Source organism: Streptomyces sp. HUAS 31, assembly GCF_028198125.1.
Lineage (GTDB): Bacteria > Actinomycetota > Actinomycetes > Streptomycetales > Streptomycetaceae > Streptomyces > Streptomyces chartreusis.
Genome location: NZ_CP116353.1, coordinates 1,099,410 through 1,118,814, shown reverse-complemented (window position 1 = coordinate 1,118,814; position 19,405 = coordinate 1,099,410). Strand labels below are relative to the sequence as shown.

14 protein-coding genes are annotated in these 19,405 nt (G+C 71.3%); 11 read left to right on the top strand and 3 right to left on the bottom strand.

Going from position 1 to position 19,405, the window contains the following annotated elements; translation table 11 throughout:
- Positions 1 to 21: 21 nt before the first annotated feature.
- The 8 genes from PGH47_RS04745 to lpdA all read left to right on the top strand — a co-directional run bounded on the left by PGH47_RS04745 (position 22) and on the right by lpdA (position 11,526).
- Positions 22 to 1,515 (top strand): class I adenylate-forming enzyme family protein, encoded by a 1,494-nt coding sequence (locus PGH47_RS04745; RefSeq protein ID WP_271662378.1) that lies wholly within the window; start codon positions 22 to 24, stop codon positions 1,513 to 1,515.
- Positions 1,516 to 1,566: 51 nt separating this feature from the next.
- Positions 1,567 to 2,817 carry a 3-deoxy-7-phosphoheptulonate synthase gene (locus PGH47_RS04740; protein WP_271662377.1) on the top strand — a complete coding sequence of 417 codons (1,251 nt, stop codon included), beginning with the start codon at positions 1,567 to 1,569 and terminating at the stop codon, positions 2,815 to 2,817.
- A 407-nt stretch (positions 2,818 to 3,224) separates the two neighbouring features.
- A complete protein-coding gene (locus PGH47_RS04735) occupies positions 3,225 to 3,770 on the top strand; it encodes a class I SAM-dependent methyltransferase (protein ID WP_271662376.1) in 546 nt (181 codons plus the stop codon).
- Positions 3,771 to 3,910: 140 nt separating this feature from the next.
- Positions 3,911 to 4,363: a MarR family winged helix-turn-helix transcriptional regulator gene (locus PGH47_RS04730; protein WP_271662375.1), complete on the top strand. Its 453-nt coding sequence runs from the start codon at positions 3,911 to 3,913 to the stop codon at positions 4,361 to 4,363.
- A 198-nt stretch (positions 4,364 to 4,561) separates the two neighbouring features.
- Positions 4,562 to 4,924: a nuclear transport factor 2 family protein gene (locus PGH47_RS04725; protein WP_271662374.1), complete on the top strand. Its 363-nt coding sequence runs from the start codon at positions 4,562 to 4,564 to the stop codon at positions 4,922 to 4,924.
- Positions 4,925 to 5,769: 845 nt separating this feature from the next.
- Positions 5,770 to 8,931 carry an amidohydrolase family protein gene (locus tag PGH47_RS04720; RefSeq protein WP_271662373.1) on the top strand — a complete coding sequence of 1,054 codons (3,162 nt, stop codon included), beginning with the start codon at positions 5,770 to 5,772 and terminating at the stop codon, positions 8,929 to 8,931.
- Positions 8,932 to 9,104: 173 nt separating this feature from the next.
- Complete coding sequence (locus PGH47_RS04715; RefSeq protein ID WP_271662372.1) at positions 9,105 to 9,947, top strand: SCO2400 family protein; 843 nt, start codon at positions 9,105 to 9,107, stop codon at positions 9,945 to 9,947.
- A gap of 166 nt (positions 9,948 to 10,113) precedes the next feature.
- A complete protein-coding gene (gene lpdA / locus PGH47_RS04710) occupies positions 10,114 to 11,526 on the top strand; it encodes a dihydrolipoyl dehydrogenase (protein WP_271662371.1) in 1,413 nt (470 codons plus the stop codon).
- A 22-nt stretch (positions 11,527 to 11,548) separates the two neighbouring features.
- Here the strand turns inward: lpdA and PGH47_RS04705 are convergent, their stop codons facing one another.
- Together PGH47_RS04705 and PGH47_RS04700 are read right to left on the bottom strand one after the other, a co-directional pair.
- Positions 11,549 to 12,250, bottom strand: a complete 702-nt coding sequence (locus PGH47_RS04705) for a CPBP family intramembrane glutamic endopeptidase (protein ID WP_271662370.1) — start codon at positions 12,248 to 12,250, stop codon at positions 11,549 to 11,551.
- A gap of 84 nt (positions 12,251 to 12,334) precedes the next feature.
- Complete coding sequence (locus tag PGH47_RS04700) at positions 12,335 to 14,275, bottom strand: glycoside hydrolase family 5 protein (protein ID WP_271662369.1); 1,941 nt, start codon at positions 14,273 to 14,275, stop codon at positions 12,335 to 12,337.
- Positions 14,276 to 14,494: 219 nt separating this feature from the next.
- Here PGH47_RS04700 and PGH47_RS04695 point away from each other — a divergent pair, with 219 nt between their 5' ends.
- The 3 genes from PGH47_RS04695 to PGH47_RS04685 all read left to right on the top strand — a co-directional run bounded on the left by PGH47_RS04695 (position 14,495) and on the right by PGH47_RS04685 (position 18,105).
- Complete coding sequence (locus PGH47_RS04695) at positions 14,495 to 15,271, top strand: class I SAM-dependent methyltransferase (protein WP_271662368.1); 777 nt, start codon at positions 14,495 to 14,497, stop codon at positions 15,269 to 15,271.
- 154 nt (positions 15,272 to 15,425) lie between these two features.
- Entirely contained in the window at positions 15,426 to 17,489 is a 2,064-nt protein-coding gene (locus PGH47_RS04690) for a discoidin domain-containing protein (RefSeq protein WP_271662367.1), read from the top strand.
- A gap of 19 nt (positions 17,490 to 17,508) precedes the next feature.
- Positions 17,509 to 18,105, top strand: a complete 597-nt coding sequence (locus PGH47_RS04685) for a TetR/AcrR family transcriptional regulator (protein ID WP_269645489.1) — start codon at positions 17,509 to 17,511, stop codon at positions 18,103 to 18,105.
- Positions 18,106 to 18,111: 6 nt separating this feature from the next.
- Here PGH47_RS04685 and PGH47_RS04680 read toward each other — a convergent pair whose 3' ends face one another.
- Entirely contained in the window at positions 18,112 to 19,215 is a 1,104-nt protein-coding gene (locus PGH47_RS04680; RefSeq protein ID WP_271662366.1) for an acyltransferase family protein, read from the bottom strand.
- Between the last annotated feature and the right edge of the window lie 190 nt (positions 19,216 to 19,405).

Here is a 19,405-nt window from a genome sequence, read left to right as displayed (position 1 = left end):
CCGTCGGACGGATGACCTCGCATGTGGCTGACCCAGATCCTGGACCGCAACCGCCGTCGGCGTGCCGGACGCACCGCCCTGGTGGACGACCGGCGCGACGTGACATGGAGCGAGCTGTCCGAGCGCGTGGACACCCTCGCGGGCGGGCTGCTCGCACAGGGCCTCGGACCGGGCGACCGGGTCCTGCTGCCGGCCCCGGAGCGGATCGAGGTGTTCGAGGCGTACTTCGCCCTGGCCCGGATCGGCGCCGTCGCCGTACCGGTCGACCCGGCCGGCCCCGCGCAGGAGACGGCCGCCGTCGCCCGGCGAACCGGCGCGGTGGCCGTCCTTGCCGACCTCGCGAGCCACACCTGGGCCCACGACCTCGCCGTACCGGTCGCCCTGGACCTCGCCGGCATGTCCGGCCTCCCGCCGTACCGGGGCTCCTGGCCGCAGGTGCGTCCCGACGACCCGGTCGCGATCATGCACACCTCGGCGACCACCGGCCGGGCCCGCGCGGTGGTCTGGGACCACCGGAGCCTGATGCAGGTCTGCCTCGCCTGGCTCGCGGCGGCCGGACCGGCCGAGGAGGCGACGCTCGTCAACTGCGCCCCGCTGTTCCACTCCAGCGTCGCCATGTCGTTCACGTACCTGGCGGGCGGCGCCGGCGTCGTCCTGCCGCCCGCGTCGGCACCGCACCGCACGCTGGACGCGGTGACCCGGCACAGGGCCACCCACCTCTGGCTCGACCCCGAGACCCTGCGGCACCTGCTCCAGGCGTCCCGCTCGCGGCCGCACGACACCGGAAGCCTCCAGGAGATCGTGTACGGCGGCGCCCCGCTGCCCTGGGAGGTCTACCGCGACGCCGCCCGCACCTTCGGCTGCGCCTTCCGGCAGGCGTACGGCGCCGCCGAGGCCGGCGGACACTTCGCCATGCTCGCCCCGCACGAGCACCCGGACCCGCACACGCCGCCCGACCGCCACCCCGCCCTCGGCGCGGGCCGGCCCCTGCCCGGCGTCGACGTGCGGATCCGCCGTCCCGACGGCACCGAGGCGGCACCGGGGGAGTACGGCGAGATCTCTGTGCGCAGCGACAGCCTGATGCGTGGCTACTGGGCCGACCCGCAGGCCACCGCCGAGGCGACTCGCGGCGGTTGGCTGCACACCGGCGATCTGGGCCGGGCCGACGCAGCCGGCCGCCTCACGCTCGTGGGCCGGCAGACCGATGTGATCACCACCGGCGGGCAGGACGTGCACCCGGCGGAGATCGAGCGGGTGCTGCTCTCGCACGACGGAGTCGCCGACACGGCCGTCGTGGGCAGGCCCGACGCGGCACACGGTGAAGTGCCCATCGCCTATGTGGTGCCCGCCCCGTCGGCCCGACCCACCCCCGACGAACTCACCCGGCTCATCACGGCGGAACTTGCCGGCCACCACCGGCCCGCCCTGATCACCTTCCTGGACACCCTGCCGCGCAACCGCTCCGGCAAGATCCTCAAGACGATCCTCCGGGACATGGCGGACGGACGCCCCTGACATGGCGACCACGCCGGCTTTCGACGCGTACGAGACGGAGGACGACGCCCCATGCGGGAGTTGACGGTGACCTCGCTGCACGGCCGCGCCCCCTGGCATCCGGCACGCTGGCGCGGACTGCCGGCCGGCCAACCGCCCGGCTGGCCGTACGACGACCGGCTGCGGCAGGCGCACGCCCAACTCGCGGCGCGTGCCGCGCTGGTGACCGCGGAGGAGGTGCTGACGCTACGGCGCCGGCTCGCCGAAGTGGCGTACGGCCGCGGCATGGTGATCCAGATGGGGGACTGCGCCGAGCCCTTCGCTCCGGCGACCCCGGCCGGCATCGGCCGTACCCTGGAGCTGTTCCGGGACGTCTCCCGGGTCGTCGGGGAACGGCTCGCGCTGCCGGTGCTCACCGTCGGCCGGATCGCCGGGCAGTTCGCCAAGCCCCGCTCCTCGCCGACCGAGGAGGTCGACGGGGTCCGGATGCCCGCCTTCCGCGGCTTCCTCGTCAACGACATGGCACCTGACGCCACCGCGCGCCGCCCCGATCCACGCCGGATGCTCTGGGGCTACGAGCACGCCGCGCGCACCCTGTTCCTGCTGCGCCGCGCCGCCGACGAGGGCCTGCCCATGCGCGGGCACTGGGGCGACGGCCTGCCCGCGCTGTGGACCAGCCACGAGTCCCTCGTCCTGGACTACGAGGAGCCGCTGACCCGATGGGACGCCGAGGCGCAGGGCTGGGTACTGACCTCGACCCACCTGCCCTGGACGGGGGAGCGGACCCGCCACCCCGACGGCGCCCATGTGCGCTTCCTCGCCGGGCTGTTGAACCCGGTCGGCTGCAAGGTCGGCCCGGAAATGTCACCGGATGAGGTCGTACGCCTCGCCGCCACCCTCGACCCCGAACGCCGGCCCGGCAGGCTGGTCCTGATCTCCAGGATGGGCGCGGACCGGATCGAGGACCGCCTGACGCCGCTGGTCGAAGCGGTCCGTGCCGCCGGGCACGCGGCCGTGTGGCTGTGCGACCCGATGCACGGCAACACCGTCCGGGCCGCCACCGGCCACAAGACGCGGCACATGCGGGCGGTGGTCGCCGAGAGCGAGGCGTTCGTGCGGGCGGTCTGCCGCGGCGGCGCCCGGCCCGGCGGCCTGCATCTGGAGAGCACCGCCGAGCCCGTGACCGAATGCGTCGGGGGCCGTTGCGGGATCTCCGAGAATGATCTGCCGTTTGCCTACCGCAGTGCATGCGACCCCAGGCTGAATGCCGATCAGACCATGGAAACAGCGGAGCGTTTCGCCGAACAGTTGGCGAGAATCTGACTTCCTGTTCCTCGGGCATTGCCACGCCTCCGCTCACCATTCCTTCACCCGATCGTCACTTCCCGGGCAAGTGCCAAGTCGGCCTGTGTCGCGTCGCCCACACCGGGGCGGATCGCCCGGGGGAGTGCGGCGGTATGGAGTACGCTTGTGCGGGGATCGCTGTCGTCAATTGTTTCCAGTTGGACGGCAGTTGCTCCATAACGGGGATGATGGGGGCGTGCATGGCCGTACGAAACCCGGTCAATCAAGATTCGATCGAGCCTCGCGACGCAAGTCACCGGAAACGACCGCCGGACACCGAGGCCAACGACAGTGAAACGACAGAGACCCGCCGGATATTAGCCCGCGCCGGGGTGCGGTCCGGTCAACGAATTCTGGATATCGGCGCGTTGCTGCGGCAGCGGGGTATGACGGATCTGGAAACGAAGGAGTTCCAGGTCGTCGGGGTACGAGAAGCGGCCGGTACGGCGGCGCGGCCGCACCCGGTGCCGGTCGCCCCGGACCTCGACTTCACCGTGGCGCATCTGGACGAGCTCGACCTGCCCGTCGCCTCGTTCGACGTGGTCGTGGCCCTCGACTTCTGGCCCTCGACACCCCTCGCGGTCGCCGCGCGCGGCTGGCGGCGCGTCCTGGAGCCCGAGGAGGGGACCGTGATCGTCACCGGGACCGACCTGCCCGGCGTCCATCGCGCGTCACGGCAGTGGACGAGCGCGCTGACGGCGGCCGGCTTCACGGTTGAAGCGGTGGCGAAGGCGCCCGCCGACTCCCGGCACTACGCGGCACTGGCGAGCGCGGTCCGACTCGGCGGGGAAGGACTGCGGGCGGCACTGGGTCCGGGAACGGCCGAATCGTATGCGGCGCACGTTCAGCGATTGCACGGCAGTACCCGACACGAGTCGGCCGAATGCTTCGAGATCGTGGCCCGGAGCGCGGTTTTTCGGTCACATCCCTAGCGCCGGATCCCGACGTCGGTCCGCTGGCGAGCGGATGTGGTCCTGTGCAATGATTGCGCGTACCTTTACGAGTACATTAGGTAGTTGTACCGTTGTTGGTTGCCGCGAGCTGCTCCTCCGGCGTCAGGAGGGTAGTAGCGATGAGTCAGAGCGCATCGGAACGACAGGCCACCCAGACAGAGCAGGGTGCCTGGAACAAGCTCGCCGCCTTCCACACCCAGGTCTCCGAACTGGTCGAGAAGGCCCTTCAGGACCGGTTCGGCCTGTCGCTCAGCGAGTACACCGCACTGGAGGCGCTCGCCGGGATCTCCGGCAGCGGTCGGCCGGGGCTGCGGATGCAGGCGCTGGCCGAGGCGGTCGGCATGAACCAGAGCTCCGTCAGCCGCCTGGTCACCCGTCTGGAGCGACAGGTTCTCGTCGAGCGCATTCACTACGAGAAGGACCGGCGTGGCGTATTCACCGCCATCACCGCGTCCGGCCGGGAGACTCTGGAAGCCGCCGTTCCGGTCTATCTCCAGACGCTCGCCGCCGCCTTCGACCGGGCGAACGCCGATCCGGACCTGCGGGAAATGGTGAAGCGCATCGGCAGTTGACCTGCCGTTTGAATTCAGGCGCGTCCGAAACCTCCGGCCCGCCTTCGCCGTGTGTGTTCGGCCGAATTTCCGTGCCCGTGTCACCGACCTTCTGCGGCCTTCTCCCTCCGCCACTAGTATTTCCAAGCGATGTGAATGAGCCGTCGGGCACTCCTGTGCCCATGGCCACCTGCACAGTTCTCTACGGGAGTTGGTCGCATGACCACGGCAGAAATCGTCGAGCGGTACTACGACGCCTGGATCAACCGTGACGGAGACATGAGCGAGGTTCCACTCGCCGACGACTTCGTCTTCGTCGGTCCGGTCGGCAACTTTGATTCCGCCGACGGCTTCCGCGCGATGGCCGGGCAATTCGGCCCGGCCGCCACCGATTTCACCGTCCGCCACCGATTCATCGACGGGGACCGGGCCTGCGCCTTCGTTTCCTGGAACCTCGCCGCCGTACCCGGCACCATGACCGCCGCCGAACTGCTCGAAGTCCGCGACGGCGCCCTCGTCCGCGCCGAGGTGATCTACGACGCGGAGGAACTCCGCAGGGCCGCGGCGGCCGGCCGCGTCTGACCGCCGTCGCCCACCGGGCGTCGGAGAGGGACCAGATCCAGCCTCGCTCCCACGCCCGGTCCGCGGCCGCACGGCGCGTCGGCGCCCCCGGCTTGGACATGGCAGCGGAGAGACAGTTCCGGACAGGGCCGGGAGCCAGACGGACCTCGGCGGCGCGCAGCCCGTCCGTGGGTGGCATCTCCGGGTCGAGCACGGCGATGTCGGGCCGATGTTCGCAGGCCGGCCCCACCGCATCGGTGGAGGCGGCCGCCTCGGCGACCACCGGGAGGGCCAGGACGCACGCGGTCGTACCCGGCACGGTCCACCAGATGTAGCGACGCAGGCCCGTCAGCCCCGCCGCCGCTTGCTCGATCGACCCCGCACCGCACACGACGGCGGACGGCCCGCACCCGGCCGTCGGGCTCAAACGGCGCCGGCCGACCGTGCTGGCCGTTGGCGTCGGCGTGCTCAACGTGGCCACGTCCGGCTCGCAGGAGCTGGCCGACGCGGTCGGCGGCTGCGGGGAGTCGGTTCCGCTGTTGCGCCCTGGTCTACCTGATGGTGAATCAGCTCGGGAGCCCCCCCTCGGTTCATCTGGCCGGTGCTCGGAGCGAGCCTGGTGGCCGTGTTGGGCCCCGCCGCGCGGGACACCGTGGTCCCGGGACAAGGTCGTCTCGCGCACGTTCGCCGAGTCGTGCGGCGTGATCGACGTACTCGTCGCCGCCCAACTGCTGTTTCTGGCCCAGCCGGGGGCGAAGAACGGCCGAGAAACGTCGCCGCGGGGCCCGTGACCGGGTCCCGCGCCGTACGTTGCCACCAGTGGTCTCTGCCGTTCGATCCGCCAACTCCGCGCACTGGGGGCTCACTTGGACACCGAAGACACTTCCGGCGCCCTCCCATACGGCCCGCTCTCCCGCCGCAGATTCCTCCAGGCCACCGCCACGGCCACCGCGCTCACCACCGTCGGCACACCGGCCGTGGCCGCCGCCTCCGGAACGACCACCCTCTCCTTCACCGCCGCCACGGGCGGCTCCGCCACCCTCGCCCCCTCCGGTGACCGGCTCGTCGCCGAGGTCCAGAACGTGCTGTGGTCCGTTCCCCGGCAGGGCGGCACCGCCGTACCGCTCACCTCGCCCGGCCTCGAACCCACCCGCCCGCAGTTCTCGCCCGACGGCAGCCGGCTCGTCGTCTGCGCCTATCGGGGCGGCGGCTTCCACCTCTGGACGCTGCGCCCCGACGGCTCCGGACTGAAGCAGCTCACCGACGGGCCCTGGGACGACCGCGGCCCGGCCTGGTCGCCGGACGGCACCCGGATCGCGTTCGCCTCCGAGCGCGGCGGCGACACCGTGACCGGAGCCCCGTACCGCATCTGGGTCGTGGACGCGCGCACCGGCGGGCTGACCCGCCTGACCGGACGCTCGGGTCAGCAGGGCCCGGGGCAGGACGCCCGCTGGGAGGACTTCGATCCGGCGTGGTCGCCCGACGGCGAGCGGGTCCTCTTCGTGCGGGCCGGCGTCACCACCACGGGCACCCTGCGCGCGACCACGATCGCGTCGGTCGCCGCCGACGGCTCGGGCCCGGTCACCACCGAACACAACGACGACTCGGGCGCCCAGCTCATGACCCCAGCCGTCTCCCCGGCCGGACGCCTGGCGTACCTGCGGACCACCGCCTCACCCGCCGCGTCCTGCACCCTCGTCGTGGACCGCGAAACGGTCGCCGTACAAGGCGACGTTCTGCCCGCGCCGCCGCGCTGGACGGACGGCGAGCGGTTGCTCCTCACGGTCGACGGCCGCTTCCGCCTGGTCGACCCGGACTCGCCGGGCGACGGCGAGGAGATCCCGTTCACCGCCGCGCTGCCCGTGGACCGGCCCCGCTACCGCGGCAAGACGTACGACTTCGAGGCCACCGGCACCCGACCCGTCCGCGCGCTGCACCTGCCCGCCCTGTCACCGGACGGCCGCAGCGTCGCCTTCGCCGCGCTCAACGCCCTGTGGACCACCGGGACGACGGGCGGCCGCAAGCCCCGCAAGGTGCTGCAAGTGCCCGCCACCCGCTACGTGCTGGCGCCGGTCTGGACGCCCGACGGCACGGGGCTGGTGTACGCCGACGACCGCGACGGCCTGTTCGCCGTACGGCGCCGCGACCTCGGCTCGGGGGAGGAGACGGTGCTCGCCGGGGGCGGCCGTGTCTTCCCCGCGCTGGCGCCCGACGGGACACGGCTGGCGTGCCTGGACATGTCCGGCAACCTCGTGGTGCGCGACCTGCCCGACGGCGCCGAACGGGTTCTCGCCGCACCGCTCGGCGCGGGCGGGCTGCCCGGCCGGCCCAGCTGGTCGCCCGACGGCCGGTACGTCGCCCTGTGCGACCGCAACCGTCTCAACCAGCGCTTTCGCGAGGGCTACAACCTCATCCGCGTCGTCGACACGACCACCGGCGCCGCCGCCCTGCACGCCCTCGCCCCGCACACCTCGCTCTCCGACCGCTACGACTCCGGACCCGTCTGGTCCCCGGACGGCCGCTCGATGGCCGTCGTCGTGGAGTCGGCACTGTGGCTGCTGCCGGTCCGGGGCGACGGCACCCCGGACGGCGACCCGCGCCGCCTCACCTCCGAACCCGCCGACCACCCGTCCTGGTCCGCCGACGCCCGCACCCTGCTCTACCTCTCCGCGGGCCGCCTGCGCCTGCTCGACCTCGGCAGCGGCAGGACCCGTACGGTCCGCGTCCCGCTGGACCACCGCCGGCCGCGCCCGGCCGACACCGTCGTGCACGCGGGCCGCTTCTGGGACGGCACCGGTGAACAGGTCCGCGAGGACATCGACGTCGTGGTCCGTGACGGACGCATCGCCGAGGTGTCCCCGCACCGCGCCGGCCGCCCGGCCGCACGCGGTGTCGACGCGAGCGACCGCACCGTGATCCCGGGACTGTGGGACGCGCACACCCACCCCTGGCAGACCACGTACGGCGGCAGGCAGACCGCGCTGCAACTCGCGTACGGCATCACGACGGCCGTCTCGCTGGGCGGCTTCGCCTACGAGCAGGCCCGCATCCGGGAGGCCGTCGCCGCCGGTGAGCTCGCCGGACCCCGGCTGCTGGCCACCGGTGAACTCCTCGACGGGCCGCGCGTCGCCTACAGCATGGGCCGCGCCCACCGCACCCGCGAGGGCCTGCACCGCACGCTGGCCCGGGCCGAGGCGCTGGACTGGGACTTCGTGAAGACGTACGTCCGCGCCCCGGGCTGGGTGATGAAGGAGGCCGCGGACTTCGGACACGAGCGGCTCGGGGTGCGCAGCGGCAGCCATCTGTGCACGCCCGGTGTGCAGGTGGGGCAGGACCTGACCACGCACTTGCAGGCCACCCAGCGGCTGGAGTTCGGGCACGCGACCTCCGCGACCGGGCGTGCCTTCCAGGACGTGCGGGAGATCTACACCGCCGCCGGCTTCCACCTCGTCGCCACCCCGTTCACGGCACTGGTCCTCCTCGGGGCCGACCCCGCCCTCGCGGACGACCCGCGGGTCACCGCGCTCATGCCGCCGTGGGACACCGCGCTCGTCCGGGAGCAGGCGGGGCAACCGCCCACCGCCGCCCAACTGGCCACCCTGGGAAGGGAGATGGACGTCTACCGGGGGATCCTCGCCGGCGGCGGGCTGATCGCGCTGGGCACGGACCAGCCGCTCGTCCCGGTCGGACTCCATCTCCACCTGGCCCTGCGCGCCCTGCACCGCGCGGGCCTCTCACCCGCCGAGGCACTGCGCACCGCGACCCTGCTGCCCGCCCGGGTCTTCGGCGCCGACGCCGACCTCGGCACGCTTCAGGAGGGCAAGCTGGCCGACCTCACGGTCGTCGACGGCGACCCGTTCACCGACTTCGCCACGCTGATCCGAACGGCGGCGGTCCTGCGGGGCGGCGTCCTGTTCGAGCAGTCGGACCTGGTCGGCGACTTCGGTACCGACGCCGGGCGACATGTGAAGGAGAAGTGGCTGGAGGTGAGCCGTCGGATGCGCCGCGAGGGGTGCTGCGACCTGTGAGCGGGGCAGTCGGCGTACACATTTCCTGAGACATCTGCGCAGGAGTATCACTCAGGCTGCACACAGCCTGTCGAAAGCCTCGTTAGCGTTCTGGCCGTTCGATCCCGAGTGCGAACACGACCAGGCCGCGGCCTACCAGGGCCGATGGCGCAGTCAAGCCAGAAAGACCGCAGATGGACTACTGCTCCTCGTGCCGGCGGCATCTCAACGGGGCCCTCGTGTGCCCCGGGTGCGGTGCCTACGCCCCGGACATCGCTCCCTCCGCGGCAGGGGGTCCCGCCGCGTCGGCAGCGCCGGGCGCCGCGACGGCGTGGGGGAGTCCCCCGGTCGACGACTGGTACGACGGCTACTTCCGCGACGAGACGGTGCCGGCCGAGCCGGAGACGACCACGGCGTACGACCCGGCCGACGACATGGACGGCGCCGAAGGCGCGCCCGTCTCCCCGCAGGGCCGGGCGGCCCGGCGTCGTCAGCGGGCCCGCTGGAAGAAGAACCAGCGCCGGGCCGTGGTCGCGACCGCCGTGGCCCTGATGGGCGGCGGACTGACCGTCGCGTCGATGAACCAGGGGTCCGGCGACAAGGCCCAGGCGGCCACCGCGCCGCAGCGGCCCGAGGCGGCGCTCCCGGAGCAGCACACGGAACTCGCCCGCCCGGCATCCACCCCGCCGGACACCCACAAGGCCCCGCGCACCGACACGCCCACCTCGAAGCCGTCCCCGACGGACGTGGCCCGGGAGCCCTTGACCACGTCGCACGCCACCCGGCAGTTCACCCGACCGGACGCCGCCGCCACCCCGAGCGCGACGGCGACCACGGTCCCGCAGACGCAGACCGTCGCCCCGCCCTCCGGCGGAAACACGGACGACAGCGGCGGCTCGTCCGCCGACCAGCAGACACCGGCCCCGGCCCCGACCGACGGCGCGGACTCCGGAGCCTCCCAGGCGCCGAGCAACCCGGCACCGGAGGAGACCACGCCGGAGCAGCTCTGCGTGCTCAACCTCCTCTGCCTCGGCTGACACACACCCGGCACCGCCACGGCGTACCCCACCTGAGATCACCGTCACCCTCCCGCATCGCCACACGACCCCGTGGATGCGGTCATGCTGGAAGAAGCCGGACACCGTCACGCGGCGGAGTCCGGCACCGGCAGAGCAGGACGTCGTACTCAGGAAGGAACTCCCCATGGTCGAGCAGGACGAGCGATTCGATGTCGTGGTCCTCGGTGCCGGTCCCGGCGGCTACGTGGCCGCCATCCGCGCCGCCCAGCTGGGCAAGCGGGTCGCGGTCGTGGAGGAGAAGTACTGGGGCGGCGTCTGTCTGAACGTGGGTTGCATCCCCAGCAAGGCACTGCTGCGCAACGCCGAACTGGCGCACATCTTCACCCGCGAGGCGAAGACCTTCGGCATCCAGGTGGACGGGCAGGTCTCCTTCGACTACGGCGAGGCGTTCCGCCGCAGCCGCAAGGTCGCCGACGGCCGGGTCAAGGGCGTCCACTACCTGATGAAGAAGAACAAGATCACCGAGATCGACGGCCGCGGCACCTTCCTCGACCCGCACACCCTCCAGGTGGCCGGCTACGACGGTGAAACCCGCACCATCGGCTTCGACCACTGCATCATCGCCGCAGGCGCCACGCCCAAGCTGCTGCCCGGCACCCGGCGCAGCGCCCGCGTGGTGACCTATGAGGAGCAGATCCTCGCCGAGGAACTGCCGCGGTCGATCATCATCGCCGGCGCCGGCGCGATCGGCCTCGAGTTCGCCTACGTCCTGCACAACTACGGCGTGAAGGTCACCATCGTCGAGTTCCTGGACCGCATGGCGCCGCTGGAGGACGCCGAGGTCTCCGCCGAACTCGCCAAGCAGTACCGCCGGTTGGGCATCGACGTGCTGACCTCCACCCGGGTCGACACCGTCGACGAGTCGGGCGAGCTGGTGCGCGTCACCGTCACCGCCAACGACGGCACCCAGCAGGTCCTGGAGGCCGACAAGGTGCTCCAGGCGATCGGCTTCGCACCGAACGTCTCCGGGTACGGCCTGGAGAACACCGGCGTGCAGGTCACCGAGCGCGGTGCGATCGACGTCGACGGCCGCTGCCGCACCTCCGTCCCGCACCTGTTCGCCATCGGCGACGTGACGGCGAAGCTGATGCTGGCGCACGCCGCCGAGGCGATGGGCATCGTCGCCGCCGAGACCATCGCGGACGCCGAGACGATGGAGCTCGACTACGTGATGATCCCGCGGGCCACCTACTGCCAGCCGCAGATCGCCAGCTTCGGCTGGACCGAGGCGCAGGCCCGCGAGCGGGGCTTCGACGTGAAGGTGGCGAAGTTCCCGTTCACCGCGAACGGCAAGTCGCACGGCCTCGGCGACGCGACCGGCTTCGTGAAGCTGATCAGCGACGCCAAGTACGGCGAACTCCTCGGCGGCCACCTCATCGGCCCGGACGTCACCGAACTGCTGCCCGAACTGACCCTGGCCCAGCAGTGGGACCTCACCGTCCACGAGGTCGCCCGCAACGTCCACGCCCACCCCACCCTCGGCGAGGCGGTCAAGGAAGCGGTGCACGGCCTGGCCGGACACATGATCAACTTCTAGCGCCCGGTACCGAGTTCGGCGTTCAGCCGTCGAGCCAGTAGCGGGGCGCCGCCCAGGCCAGCGCGTAGCCGAGGCTGTTCACCGACCAGTGCAGGGCCATCGGTGCGAGCAGGCTGCCTGAGCGGCGGCGCAGCTCGCACAGCACCACCCCGGCGAGGGCCGTGGCGACGATCGCCACGGCCACCGTCGGCGCCACGCCCGCCGGACCGTCGCCGAAGACCGAGCCCACGGCGGCGTTGGAGCGGTTGATGCCCCGCGCCGGCATCAGATGCCACACCCCGAACAGCAGCGACGACAGGCCCGTCGCCCACGCCGTTCCGTGCCGGCGCCGGATCATGGCCCACAGCACACCGCGGAAGGCGGTCTCCTCCAGCAGCACCGTCCCGAAGGGCACCCGTACCAGCGCCCCGAACAGCATCCGCTCCAGGGACAGATCCGCGGCCCGCGCGTCCCGGAACGCGTCCCGCCCGGCCGGCAGGGCGAGCAGGATCAGCAGGACCAGCAGGACGATCGCCACCAGGACGGGCGCCCACCGCAGCCCCCGGCGCACCCCCTCCGGGTCGAGCCCCAGGTCGGCCCGGGTGAGTCCGTCCCAGCGGGCGATCAGCAGCAGCACGGCCGTCGCGGTCACGCAGATGAGCACGTACATGGCGGGGCTCCGCGCGAGCCAGTTGTTCAACAGGTTCGCGGCGGCGAGCACGGCGACAGCACAGGTAATCCTCATCCGGGTCCCAGCATCCCCCGGCGCCCTCGTCCCGGCCCGCCGGTCCGGGCCCCGTCCGCGGGCGTGTCGGCCCCCTGCGGGCGTTCAGCCCAGCTTTCGGCAGTACAGCGCGTCGGGCGTACGCGACGACCCGACCCGGCCGGTGTAGGCGATCCCGGCGGCGTACTCGTCGTCCGCGCACTGGCCTTTGTAGCGGCCGTACGCGAAGTCGCCGCCCTTGGCGGCCGCCCCCCGGTTGTCACCCCGGTCGAACCAGACCGTACGGCCGCCGGTGCCGAGCTTCCCGGCCGGGGCGACGGCGCACAGTGCGGCTGAGACGGCCGCGCCTCGGACGCTGTACCCGATGAGGAACTGCCCGTCCGCGCACTGGAGTTTGGTGTACCCGGACGCCCAGTCGCCGCCGGGGCGGACGTGCCGTTCGTCGACGACCACCTCGTGGCCGCCGGCCGGGGCCCCCAGTGCGCCGGCCGTCACGTCCGAGCACAGTCCCCGGTTGCCGGTGTGGGCGAGCCCGATCAGCCGCTGCCCGTCGGGGCAGACGGACTTGCGGGCGCCGGAGTCCCAGTCGGGCAGGGCCCGCATCCGCCTCGACTGCACGAAGTCGCCGTGGTCGGGGCTGAGCATGGACCACTCGGTGACCGGCGCCACCGGGCCGGTGCGGCCGCCGGCCTCGATGAGCCGCGTCCAGGCGGCGGCGCGCCAGTCGTCACCGTCGTACAGGCCCATCCGCCGGCCCGCGGCGTCCCAGTGCAGCAGTGCCCAGCCGTTGCCCTGACGGTTGTCGTGCCAGCCGACGAGCGGCCAGTAGGCGAAGTCGGCGTCGGTGCGAATGAGTTGGTCCACGAAGTTCTCGAACCAGGCGCGTGGCTTCTGACCGGTCTCGGCGCGGCCCCCGACGCCGAACTCGCTGATCCAGACGGGGGCGGTGAAGTGCTGGTCCTGCTCGGCGGAGACGAAGAACGCCTGGCGGTTGAGCACGGCGACGAGTTCGGAGGGGCTCAGGTCGCGGTAGCGGGGGTCGCTGGTCTCGCCCGTTCCGGTGGCGCCGCTGTGGTTGGGGCCCGTGTAGTCGTAGAAGTGGGCCGAGTACACGAGCTTGCCCGAGTCGACGAGCGTGTGCGACAGACGGCGGGCGGGCTCCAGGGTGGGGCGCTCGTGTGCGAAGCCGTCGACGGGGATGCCCGTCCAGTTGATGCCCTCTACGACGATCAGCAGATTAGGGTTGGCCTCGGTCAGGATGCGGTCGCCGACGCGCTGCGAGGCGGCGAACCAGTCGTGGTCGTCGCCGAGGCCCCAGTTGGGGTCGTCCCAGATGTTCCGGCGCACCTCGTTGTACAGGTCGGCGCCGACGACGCGCGGGTTGTCCTTGTAGCGGCGGGCCATGAACAGCCAGTCGTCCTCCCAGACGGCGGTGGACCGGCTCGCGTTCCAGCGTTCGTTGCCGTCGACCCCGCAACACCAACGGGTGGTGTTCGTATGGTTGTTGAGGATCATCGCGAGACCGGCCGCCGTGAGCTCGCGCACCACCACGTCGTACACCTCGAGCGGGGTCTTTCCGCGCAGCGCGGGGTTGGCGGCGACGGAGTCGTCCGTGACGGGGCGGCTGTCGTGGACCATCTCGTTGGAGAACGGCAGCCGGATGCTGTTGATCCCGATCTCACGGAAGCCCGCGATGATCTCGGCCATCGGGGCCCGGTCCAGGCCGAGCGGTATCCGGCCGGAGTTCTCGCCGGCGTGGTGGTTGGCGTCGTCCTCGGCATCGCCCGAGCCGTTCCAAGTCCCGCTGGCGCCGTGCCAGTTGCCCGAACGCAGCTTGAAGCGGTCACCGTCCGCGTCGACGATCCAGCGGCCCCGGGTGCTGAGCGGCGGTGTCCAGTCCTCGGCGGGGAGGACGGGGGCGGCCGTGGCGGACAGCTCGGACGCGGCACGCGGCTCGACCGCAGCCGCTGGAAGGGACGTCAGGGGAACCAGGAGAAGTACGGCGGCGAGGGTGGCTCTCACCAAGGATCCGCGCACGGTCACCATCCCTGTGGTCTTGTCATGACTGCGTCACGAACTCGGGCTACTCCACGGTAATGCACGAACGGCCTCCACACACCGAGATGTTCGACAGGTCGAAGACGTTGCCTCCACGGCGCCGACCGCCGCGCAGGCTCCCGCTCCGTCGCCCCGCCCCTGTGGCGCCTCGGCGCGCCCCCTGCGCATCCTCGTAGTTACCTGCGTCCCCAGGGAGGCACGATCCTCATGCCGGCCAAGAACCTCACCGTGAACCGCGCGGCCCTCGGTCATCGCCTGGCCTACGCCCTGCGCCACCCCGACCGGGTGCCCCGCCATCTGGCGCGCTCGGCCCGCGACATGTGGCTGCGCCGCCGCCACCCCGACCATGTCTCCTACTACCGCGCCGTGATGCGCTCCGACACCCGGGCCGACCCGGACGCGGCCGTCGGCAGCCACAACCGGGAGCGGTGGCTGGCGCTCGGGGAGATGCAGTTCGACTACCTCGTCGGCCACGGCCTGCGCCCCGCGCACCGGATGCTGGAGATCGGCTGCGGCAACCTGCGCGGCGGCTGGCGGTTCATCCGGCACCTGGAGCCCGGTCACTACTACGGCGTCGACATCTCGCCCGACATCCTCTTCGCCGCGCAGGACACCGTAGTGACGATGGGTCTCCAGCAACGGCTGCCCACGCTCACCCCGGTGCGCGACCTGACGCTGCGGTTCCTGCCCGAGGCCCACTTCGACGTCGTGCACGCGCACAGCGTCTTCTCGCACTCGCCGCTGCCCGTCATCGAGGAGTGCCTGGCCAACGTCGGGCGGGTGCTGGCGCCGGGCGGCTGGTTCGACTTCACCTTCGACCGCACGGAGGGCGCGGAGCACCAGGTCCTGCGGGAGGACTTCTACTACCGCACCGAGACCCTCACAGCGCTCGCCGAGCGACACGGGCTGCGGGCCCGCTTCATGACGGACTGGGAGGAACTCCCGCACGGCCAGTCGAAGATCCGCGTCACGCAGCCGAGTTGAGCCGACTCCCCGTCGGCGGCCCACTTGTGACCCGTCAGTAGGTCATTTGTCCCGGACTCTTGACTCGTCATGCGCCAGTGGCCATCCTCGTCGCACATATTGCGAGGTCATGACAACCCGACCCCGCTCTCCCGCCGACCGAGGGACGTGGGCTGTGACCACTGCCGGACGCCCGTATCGCCGACGCAAGAACGTCACCGTGGTGTCGCTCCTCCTGCTCGTGCTGTCCATCGCGCTCGGACCCACCCCGAGCTCGGCGGCCGGCGCCAACTGGTGGGATCCGAGCGCACGACCCGCGCCGGACTCCCAGATCAACGTCACGGGGGAGCCCTTCACCGGCACCAACGCCAAGGGCGAGGTCCGCGGCTTCGTCGACGCGCACGACCACATCTTCGCCAACGAAGCCTTCGGCGGCCGTCTGATCTGCGGGAAGCCGTTCTCCGAGCAGGGTGTCGCCGACGCCCTCAAGGACTGTCCCGAGCACTACCCGGACGGCTCACTCGCGATCTTCGACTTCATCACCAACGGCGGCGACGGCAAGCACGACCCGGTCGGCTGGCCCACCTTCAAGGACTGGCCCGCCCACGACTCGCTGACCCACCAGCAGAACTACTACACCTGGGTCGAGCGGGCCTGGCGCGGCGGCCAGCGCGTCCTGGTCAACGACCTCGTCACCAACGGCGTGATCTGCTCGGTGTACTTCTTCAAGGACCGCAGCTGCGACGAGATGACCTCGATCCGGCTCCAGGCCAAGCTGACGTACGACATGCAGGCCTTCATCGACAAGCAGTACGGCGGCACCGGTAAGGGCTGGTTCCGGATCGTCACCGACAGCGCGCAGGCCCGCCAGGTCATCGAGCAGGGCAAGCTGGCGGTCATCCTCGGCGTGGAGACCTCCGAACCCTTCGGCTGCAAGCAGATCCTCGACATCGCGCAGTGCAGCAAGGAGGACATCGACAAGGGTCTGGACGAGCTGTACTCGCTGGGCGTGCGCAGCATGTTCCTGTGCCACAAGTTCGACAACGCCCTGTGCGGCGTCCGCTTCGACTCGGGCGGGCTCGGCACGGCCATCAACGTCGGCCAGTTCCTGTCGACCGGCACCTTCTGGAAGACCGAGACGTGCAAGGGCCCGCAGCACGACAACCCGATCGGCAACGCCACGGCGGCCGAGGCCGAGAAGGAACTCCCGGCGGGCGTGGACGTCCCCTCGTACAACGCGGATGCCCAGTGCAACGTCAGGGGGCTCACCGATCTCGGTGAGTACGCCGTACGGGGCATGATGAAACGCAAGATGATGCTCGAGGTCGACCACATGAGCGTCAAGGCCACCGGCCGCGTCCTCGACATCTTCGAGTCCGCGTCCTACCCCGGCGTGCTGTCCTCGCACAGCTGGATGGACATGGACTGGACCGAGCGGGTCTACGGCCTCGGCGGCTTCATCGCCCAGTACATGCACGGCTCCGAGGGCTTCATCTCGGAGGCCAAGCGCACGGAGACGCTGCGTGACAAGTACGGCGTCGGCTACGGCTACGGCACCGACATGAACGGCGTCGGCGGCTGGCCGGGACCGCGCGGCGCGGACGCCCCGAACAAGGTCACGTACCCCTTCAAGAGCGTCGACGGCGGCTCCGTCATCGACCGCCAGACCACCGGTCAGCGCACCTGGGACCTCAACACCGACGGCGCGGCCCACTACGGCCTCGTCCCGGACTGGATCGAGGACATCCGGCGCGTCGGCGGCCAGGACGTGGTCGACGACCTCTTCCGGGGCGCCGAGTCCTACCTCGACACCTGGGCGGCCTCCGAGGGCCACGAGGCCGGGGTGAACCTTGCGCGGGGTGCGAGCACATCGGCCAGCTCTTCCGAGTGGAGCCTGTTCACGAGCTACCAGCCGGGCCGGGCCGTCGACGGCGACGGCGGCACCCGCTGGGCCAGCGACTGGAGCAACGACCAGTGGTTCCAGGTCGACCTCGGCTCCACCCGCCTGGTCAAACGGGTGACCCTCGACTGGGAGCGCGCGTACGGTAAGGCCTACCGCATCGAGCTCTCCACGGACGGCGTGAACTGGCGGACCGCCTGGTCCACGACCGCCGGCGACGGCGGCCTGGACACGGCCAGGTTCACCGCCACCCCGGCCAGGTACGTACGTATCCACGGCCAGGAGCGCGGCACCGACTGGGGTTACTCCCTCTACGAGGTCGGCGTCCACAGCAGCTGATACCCACGAGAGGGACTCCATGGCACGGTTGCCGTCCGCCGAGCGGCGGCGACAGCTCACCGAAGCGGCGATCAGGGCGATGGCCCGGGACGGCGTCCCCAGGACGACCACCCGGTCCATCGCCGCCGAGGCGGGCGTCTCGCTGAGCGTCTTCCACTACTGCTTCGACTCCAAGCAGGAGCTGATCGAGTCCGTCATCACCACCATCACCGGGCACTACGTGTCGCTGGTGAAGGAGGCACTGCGGCCCCGGAGCACCCTTGAGGAGACCGTCCGGGCGGGGTTCCAGGCGTACTGGGACCACGTCCGGGCACACCCGGACGAGCACATGCTCACCTACGAACTCGCCCAGTACGCCCTGCGCCAGCCCGGCTTCGAACATCTGGCGCGACGGCAGTACGAGCTGTACGCCGAGACCTACGCCGACCTCATCGACCAGTTGGGCCGGACGATGGGCCTGCGCCTGCGCGTCCCCGCCCCCGTGCTGGCCCGCTACCTCGCCGCGATGACCGACGGGCTGACCCTGAACTATCTGGTGCTCGGCGACGAGGGGGCCTGGAACGACATCCTCGACACCGTGACCTCGCACATCACGGGGCTGGTGAGCGAGCCGTGACCGTGGTCACGCCCGCACGACCACAGCCCTTTCTTCGCCCGGCTTGTCCGGATCCCTGCGGAACAGCCAGCGCATCTCCGGCTCCATCACACCGCGCAGGGCCCGCCGGACGGGTGCTGTGCACAGCACCGTCACTACCGAGGCCGCCACGAGGGTGACGGCGACCGCACCGAGCGGCCGGTGGATCCAGGCGGGGTCGTACCAGCCCCAGTACTTGGCGCCCTGCGCGACGAAGCCGTGCAGCAGATAGCCGTAGAGCGTGCCCGTGCCCAGCGCCGTGCACCACATCCGCCGCCCGGGCACCCAGGAGAGGAAGCAGGCCACCAGCACCAGCGAGCAGACGAACAGGACCGGCGTCATCACCACCCCGTACCACTGCGGCGCCCCCAGCTCCTCCGCGCTGTCGCGGTGGTAGAACCAGCTGCCGGTCATCCGAGGCACAGCCCAGTACGCCACTAGGAAAGCACCGGCGAACACGGGTACGGCCACGATCCGCACCGCCCGGCGCCGCACCATCCGGAAGTGTTCGGGCTTCAGGGACAGCCCCAGCACGAAGTACGGCAGGAACTGAAGGGCGCGCTGGAGGTCCAGGTCGTTGCCGATGTCCGGCGAGAGGGTGGCCAGCATCGCCACGGTCAGCGCGAGCGGCAGCGGCAGCCGCACCCGCCGCCACAGCGGGGTCGTCAGCCGCCACAGGAACAGCGCCACCAGGAACCACGTCAGATACAGCGGATCCAGCAGGCTGATCGGCCGGTCCGGTTCCTGATCCGTCCACCGGGTGAACAGGGTGTACGCCGTCTCGAACACGACGTACGGCACGATCAGGCCGGTGACCAGGCGCTTCAGCTGATTCGGGCGGCCCTCGAAGGTTCGGGAGAAATAGCCCGAGATGATGATGAACGCCGGCATGTGGAACGCGTACACCAGCATGTACACGGCGGACACGGTCCGGCTGCCGTCGCGCAGCGGTTCCCACGCGTGCCCCACCGCCACCAGGACGATCGCCGCGTACTTGGCGTTGTCGAAGAAGGCGTCCCGGGACTTCGAAGGCGCAGGTGAGGGCGCTGCGACGCGATCGGGGGCAGTGACTGTGGCGACGGGCTGGTGCATCCCACGCGTCTCACCACTTCGGGGAGCGGCAAACCTCCGCGGGTGAACACGGAGTCCCGAGCGGCGCGGCGGGTGGACATAGGGCCGTCAGGGTGTGCTCGTAACCCGTGTGATCGCTTCGAATGGTGCGTCCGAAAATCATGACTGACGGTGGATCACGTCAAGGCCTGGCTCCAGTGGTGATGAAGCG

Coding starts and splice junctions, on each gene's coding strand:
- PGH47_RS04745 (WP_271662378.1), top strand. CDS start 22: ATGTGGCTGACCCAGATCCTGGACCGCAACCGCCGTCGGCGTGCCGGA.
- PGH47_RS04740 (WP_271662377.1), top strand. CDS start 1,567: ATGCGGGAGTTGACGGTGACCTCGCTGCACGGCCGCGCCCCCTGGCAT.
- PGH47_RS04735 (WP_271662376.1), top strand. CDS start 3,225: ATGACGGATCTGGAAACGAAGGAGTTCCAGGTCGTCGGGGTACGAGAA.
- PGH47_RS04730 (WP_271662375.1), top strand. CDS start 3,911: ATGAGTCAGAGCGCATCGGAACGACAGGCCACCCAGACAGAGCAGGGT.
- PGH47_RS04725 (WP_271662374.1), top strand. CDS start 4,562: ATGACCACGGCAGAAATCGTCGAGCGGTACTACGACGCCTGGATCAAC.
- PGH47_RS04715 (WP_271662372.1), top strand. CDS start 9,105: ATGGACTACTGCTCCTCGTGCCGGCGGCATCTCAACGGGGCCCTCGTG.
- lpdA (WP_271662371.1), top strand. CDS start 10,114: ATGGTCGAGCAGGACGAGCGATTCGATGTCGTGGTCCTCGGTGCCGGT.
- PGH47_RS04705 (WP_271662370.1), bottom strand. CDS start 12,250: ATGAGGATTACCTGTGCTGTCGCCGTGCTCGCCGCCGCGAACCTGTTG.
- PGH47_RS04700 (WP_271662369.1), bottom strand. CDS start 14,275: ATGGTGACCGTGCGCGGATCCTTGGTGAGAGCCACCCTCGCCGCCGTA.
- PGH47_RS04695 (WP_271662368.1), top strand. CDS start 14,495: ATGCCGGCCAAGAACCTCACCGTGAACCGCGCGGCCCTCGGTCATCGC.
- PGH47_RS04685 (WP_269645489.1), top strand. CDS start 17,509: ATGGCACGGTTGCCGTCCGCCGAGCGGCGGCGACAGCTCACCGAAGCG.
- PGH47_RS04680 (WP_271662366.1), bottom strand. CDS start 19,215: ATGCACCAGCCCGTCGCCACAGTCACTGCCCCCGATCGCGTCGCAGCG.